General features: G+C 68.4%; 4 protein-coding genes. 2 read left to right on the top strand and 2 right to left on the bottom strand.

Annotated features, from left to right (window positions below; all coding sequences use genetic code 11):
* Window positions 1-8: 8 nt before the first annotated feature.
* Window positions 9-1,514, bottom strand: a complete 1,506-nt coding sequence (locus VN520_RS01260; protein WP_325744940.1) for a glutamate-cysteine ligase family protein — start codon at window positions 1,512-1,514, stop codon at window positions 9-11.
* A 490-nt stretch (window positions 1,515-2,004) separates the two neighbouring features.
* Here VN520_RS01260 and VN520_RS01255 point away from each other — a divergent pair, with 490 nt between their 5' ends.
* Window positions 2,005-2,619 (top strand): hypothetical protein, encoded by a 615-nt coding sequence (locus tag VN520_RS01255; RefSeq protein WP_325744939.1) that lies wholly within the window; start codon window positions 2,005-2,007, stop codon window positions 2,617-2,619.
* A 288-nt stretch (window positions 2,620-2,907) separates the two neighbouring features.
* Window positions 2,908-3,114 (top strand): DUF5999 family protein, encoded by a 207-nt coding sequence (locus VN520_RS01250; protein WP_325744938.1) that lies wholly within the window; start codon window positions 2,908-2,910, stop codon window positions 3,112-3,114.
* Window positions 3,115-3,183: 69 nt separating this feature from the next.
* Here the strand turns inward: VN520_RS01250 and gcvPB are convergent.
* A partial coding sequence (gene gcvPB / locus VN520_RS01245) for an aminomethyl-transferring glycine dehydrogenase subunit GcvPB (RefSeq protein ID WP_325744937.1) occupies window positions 3,184-4,656 on the bottom strand: 1,473 nt, incomplete at its 5' end.

Here is a 4,656-nt window from a genome sequence, read left to right as displayed (position 1 = left end):
CCTCCTCGTCAGGGGGCGGGAAAGCCGACGGGCCAGGTGTGCACCGGCTCACCGGCCTGCATCAGTTCGCCGTACCGCCGGGTGGTGGCTGCCAGCGCGCCCTCCCGTGCGAGGCCCGCCTCCAGCGCGCGGTGATACGTGTCGACCTGCCAGGAGGCGCCGTTCACCCGGAGCCTGCAGCGCTCCTCGATGATGCCGAGGTAGCGGTCACGGTCCGAGGGCTCGATGTTCCAGGCGTCCAGCCCTGCGGCCGCGAGAGGCAGCAGTTCGTCCTTCACGAGCTTGACGGCGGGCACCTTCGCCACGCCGCCGGAGCGGCCGGGGCGCGGCCAGAGCAGTTCGGCTTCGATCCCGTGGCGGCAGGCGGCGTCGAAGTTCTCGGCCGCCGCTTCGAAGGGCAGTTTGGTCCACACCGGCCGGGGCTCGTCGGCGAGGGCACGCACCAGTCCGTAGTAGAAGGCTGCGTTGGCGATCACATCGACGACCGAGGGACCCGCCGGCAGGACCCGGTTCTCCACCCTCAGATGGGGAACTCCGTCCACCACCCCGTACACCGGCCGGTTCCACCGGTAGACCGTGCCGTTGTGCAGGACGAGTTCGGCCAGCGCCGGTACACCCCCCTCGTCGAGGACCCGCAGCGGGTCCTCCTCGTCGCAGATCGGCAGCAGGGGCGGGTAGTAGCGCACGTTCTCCTCGAAGAGCTCGTACGCCGAACCGATCCAGCGCTCCCCGAACCAGGTCCTGGGACGCACGCCCTGATTGCGGAGCTCGGGCGGCCGCACGTCCGTGGCCTGCTGGAACAACGGGGGCCTCGACTCGCGCCACAGCTCCTTGCCGAAGAGGAAGGGGGAGTTCGCGCCGAGGGCGATCTGCACGGACGTGACGGCCTGAGCCGCGTTCCAGACGTCCGCGAAGCGGTCCGGCGTCACCTGCAGGTGCAACTGGACCGATGTGCAGGCCGATTCGGGGGCGATCGAGGCAGAGGTCGAGACCAACCGTTCGACACCCTCGATATCGAGGGTGAATTCTTCGCCGCGCGCGGCTGCCATTTGGTCGTTGAGGAGCGTGTAGCGGTCGACGTCCGAGAGGTTCGCCGACACCACGTCGTCCCGTCCGAGCGTCGGCAGGATGCCGATCATCACGATCCCGGCGTCGACCTCCGCAGCCTTCCGGTGGGCATAGGCGAGACCCGTACGCAACTCCTCGGCCAGCTGATCGAATACCCGGCCGCTCAGCCGGTGGGGAAGAATGTTTACCTCCAGGTTGAACATCCCCAGTTCCGTCTGGAAATCCCGGCTGGCGATGCGCTGGAGCACCTCCGCATTCCGCATCCTCGGCATGCCGTCCGGACCCGCGAGATTCAGCTCGATCTCCAGCCCCATAAGATTTCTGGGACGATCGAACCTCTGCTCCGACAGGAGCCGCTCCAGTACGGTCAGGCACTGGGTGAGCTTCTCGCGGTACGCCTGCCGATCGGACGGGGCAAAGGCACCCGCCACGATCTTCTCACCCATCGAAGGGTCCCTCCTCGCGTGGCGGCCCGCGGCACAGGCCGCTCGTATCACGATCGATAATGCCCCGTCGAGATGATCCGTAACGCCCCCACGGCCCACGGACACCCAGTAGTCTGGTGTCTGACGCCGGAGGCACATTCCGAAGGCATGAGGCATATGCAGTGTGCGCGATCGTTTCGCACGGCGGAAACACCGATGGGTTTCAGCCTACCGCCGCATAGGGAAAGTACCTGGCGAAGGGGCTCGGAAGCAGCCCGGACCCACAGAAACTACGCAATTCAAAGGCGCGAACCCTCCTTGCGGACAATACGCGCGTCGGGTAGCCGAAACACCATGTGAACATTTGTCGTATAAACTCTGCGAACGAGGCAGAGAGTTGACGCATCGGCCCGTCCGCCCGTCACCGGCCTTCCTCTGGCCCCGCACGCCGACAGCGCCGTCTGCACCCGCCCACGCACCACCGTGTCTCCGAAGTGAGAGGCGACCCACTATGCCGCTGCATGTTTCCCCGGCCCCAGCGCCCGCACTGCGCAGCGTTCTCGCGGCACTCGGTTCTCCCACCGCAGTCCGCGAAGCCCATACGCCCGCTCTCCGGTCCGTCCAGGGACCGCTGAGTCCTGAACTCCCGCTTCCCGTCCATGTACTGGACCGGATCGTGCCGAACGAGGCGGCACCGCGCACCCGCCTCGCCGGCTGGCGCTTCCTGATCCGCAGCGGTGAGCACGCCGTCGCCGCCGCTGACACCATGCTCACCGCCGACGGCTGGACCTTCTCCCACTTCTTCGAAGGGCCCTACATCGCCTCCACCGAACTCGCCCTGCGCCAGGCGGAGTCGACGACCACGCACTACCAGCCGCGCCTGCTTTCGGTGCCCGGGCTGTACATGTTCACGCTGTGGCTGCACCACGACGCCGAGGCCGACGCCGGCAAAGGCGCGCTCGCACCGACCGATGTGCTGGTGCCCCTGGCGCCCGCGCCTCCGGGTATCACGGCCCACCGGCCGCACCGGGTCGCGGACCTGCTCCCGGCCATGACACTGCGCTTCACCCCGGCTCCCCTCCCGGACCTTGCCGAACCGACCGGCCTCCTCGGATCGCCCGCCTGATCCTCCTTGCTCACGCGCCCCTGCCGGGCTGATCGGCGGGGGCGCACCCTTACCCGTCCGGACTAGTCCGGACGGGTCACCCCGAACCACCCGAACGGACAGCGCAGTTGCTTTGAACCGCCCGGCCGGGTGATGCGTCATGAAAGGAGAACAGCAGCTGCCGCGAAATCCCTGCGGAGAGACGCCCGTAGGGCAACACTGGGACCGGACCGACTTGATACGGGGGCGGCCATGAACACATCGCCCAGCCGCAGGACACACGACTCGACGCAGCGAAAGAACCCAGCCATGTGCCAGCACCAGCCACCCTGCCCGACCGCCGACTCCAACGACCGGGAAGCCGCACGCCTGATGGCACACCACCCGGAACAGGGCTGGAGCCTGCTGTGCAACGGCGTCCTGCTCTTCGAGGACACCGGTGAGCTGCTCCCGGACGGGCAGATCATCGCCCCGCACCGCTCGCTGAAGAGCGATCAGGTGATGAAGGCCGCCTGACCGCGGCAGAGGGAACACGGGGGCCGGCCGGAGAAGTATCCGCACCGGCCCCGATCGGTGTCCGTGCGCTTACTGGTCGTACGCGTCCAGCGGCGGGCAGGAGCAGACCAGGTTGCGGTCACCGAACGCGCCGTCGATCCGGCGTACCGGCGGCCAGTACTTGTCCGAAGGCGCGACGCCGGCCGGGAAGACCGCCTCCTCGCGGGTATAGGCGTGGGCCCATTCACCCTTGAGCGCCGCAGCCGTGTGCGGGGCGTTGCGCAGCGGGTTGTCGTCCGCGCTCCACTCGCCGGAGGCGACCTTGTCGATCTCGCCGCGGATGGCGATCATCGTGTCGCAGAACCGGTCGAGCTCGGCGAGGTCCTCGCTCTCGGTCGGCTCGATCATCAGCGTCCCGGCCACCGGGAACGACATCGTCGGCGAGTGGAAGCCGTAGTCGATCAGCCGCTTGGCGATGTCGTCGATACTGACGCCGGTCGCCTTGGAGACCGGCCGCAGGTCCACGATGCACTCGTGCGCGACCAGGCCGGCCGGGCCGTTGTACAGGACGGGGAAGTGCGGTTCGAGGCGCTTGGCGATGTAGTTGGCCGCGAGTACGGCGACCTGCGTCGCACGCTTCAGCCCCTCGCCCCCCATGAGGCGTACGTACGCCCAGGAGATCGGCAGGATGCCCGCCGAGCCCCATGGAGCGGCCGAGATGGGGCCGACGCCGGTCTCCGGGCCCGCCGCGGGCTGGAGGGGGTGGTTGGGGAGGTACGGCGCCAGGTGGGCGCGCACCCCGACCGGACCGACGCCCGGGCCACCGCCGCCGTGCGGGATGCAGAAGGTCTTGTGCAGGTTCAGGTGGGAGACGTCGCCACCGAAATGGCCCGGCTTCGCGAGACCGACCAGCGCGTTGAGGTTGGCACCGTCCACGTACACCTGGCCGCCGGCGTCGTGCACCTCGCCGCAGATGTCGGCGACGTGCTCCTCGAAGACGCCGTGCGTGGAGGGGTAGGTGATCATGAGGACGGCGAGCTCGTCGCGGTGCTCGGCGATCTTGGCCCGGAGATCCTCCAGGTCGACCTCTCCGTCGTCCGCGGTCTTCACCACGACGACCTTCATACCGGCCATCACGGCGCTCGCGGCGTTGGTGCCGTGCGCGGAGGACGGGATCAGGCAGACGGTGCGTCGGTGCTCGCCGTTGGCCCGGTGGTACGCGCGCACGGCCAGCAGCCCGGCGAACTCGCCCTGCGAGCCGGCGTTGGGCTGGAGGGAGACGGCGTCGTACCCGGTGACCTCGGCAAGACGCTCCTCCAGCTCACGGATGAGGGTGAGGAAACCCTGCGCCTGCTCGGCCGGCGCGAAGGGGTGCAGCGCACCGAATTCGGGCCAGGTGATCGACTCCATCTCGGCGGTCGCGTTGAGCTTCATGGTGCAGGAACCGAGCGGGATCATGCCGCGGTCGAGCGCATAGTCCTTGTCCGCGAGGTGCTTGAGGTACCGCATCATCGCTGTCTCGGTGCGGTGGGTGTTGAACACCGGATGCGTGAGGAAGTCGCT

Origin of the sequence: Streptomyces sp., assembly GCF_035563135.1 — a bacterium.
Lineage (GTDB): Bacteria > Actinomycetota > Actinomycetes > Streptomycetales > Streptomycetaceae > Streptomyces.
The sequence above is the reverse complement of the archived record's forward strand: the minus strand, read 5'-3'. Positions and strand labels throughout refer to the sequence as shown.

Excerpts from the sequence above, each read along its gene's own strand:
- VN520_RS01250 (WP_325744938.1), top strand. The coding sequence starts at position 2,908 with ATGTGCCAGCACCAGCCACCCTGCCCGACCGCCGACTCCAACGACCGG.
- VN520_RS01260 (WP_325744940.1), bottom strand. The coding sequence starts at position 1,514 with ATGGGTGAGAAGATCGTGGCGGGTGCCTTTGCCCCGTCCGATCGGCAG.
- VN520_RS01255 (WP_325744939.1), top strand. The coding sequence starts at position 2,005 with ATGCCGCTGCATGTTTCCCCGGCCCCAGCGCCCGCACTGCGCAGCGTT.